The organism is Pseudovibrio flavus (assembly GCF_009711345.1).
Classification (GTDB): Bacteria; Pseudomonadota; Alphaproteobacteria; order Rhizobiales; family Stappiaceae; genus Pseudovibrio; species Pseudovibrio flavus.
In genome coordinates this window covers 114610-115235 of sequence record NZ_SMMA01000063.1, presented here as the reverse complement: position 1 = coordinate 115235, position 626 = coordinate 114610, and the positions used below count along the sequence as shown (strand labels likewise).

Genomic DNA, 626 nt, shown 5'->3' with positions numbered 1-626 from the left:
TAGACCAGCTTCATCCGGCACAGGATGAGCGGCTTCAAGAATCTCGATTTTCTTGCAATCAGCGCCGTAGCCATAACGAGTTACGACCAAGCCTTCCAGCTCGCCCTCATAAGCATCTTCAACGGCCTTTGCCATGGCAGCGGAGGCTTTGCCCGCGCCAATAACAACCAGCTTACCTTTTACATCTTTGGGCAGAAAAGGGGGAACACAGACCGAAGGCTGAGCAGAAGCGACAGCCGCATCAAAAAGGCTACGCAGCAACTCGCGAGGGGCTTTGGTCATAAACGCATCTCCTGAATGCTATTGTATACTAAGCAGTTCGCTGCCCAATCTAATGGTTTTTCTTGTCAAAGCAGTACAGTGGTTCTGCCTAGTACACTGCTTAAACCAGAAAAATTTTTGCAGATGGATTGGGAGAGGTGCCCTAACTGGAGATTGAGGCACCTCTCCCATCTATATAGGTATGTTACGCGTCTTCTGCGACCTTGTGGTTGGCCATCATTTCAAGCGCCTTGACCATGCCGGAGTGATCCCATGCAGAACCGCCGTGCGCTGCGCAGGAGTTAAAGAGTTCCTGTGCGGTTGCAGTGTTTGGCAGGGACAGGCCCATTGCTTTTGCGTTGGAC

Annotated in this window: 1 protein-coding gene and 1 pseudogene; both read right to left on the bottom strand. The window is 51.4% G+C overall.

Going from position 1 to position 626, the window contains the following annotated elements; translation table 11 throughout:
• The coding region (locus tag E1162_RS12400) for a DUF4147 domain-containing protein (protein ID WP_155131907.1) at positions 1-282 on the bottom strand (282 nt) is incomplete at its 3' end.
• 184 nt (positions 283-466) lie between these two features.
• A pseudogene (locus E1162_RS12395) lies at positions 467-626 on the bottom strand (2-hydroxy-3-oxopropionate reductase); the annotation flags it as partial.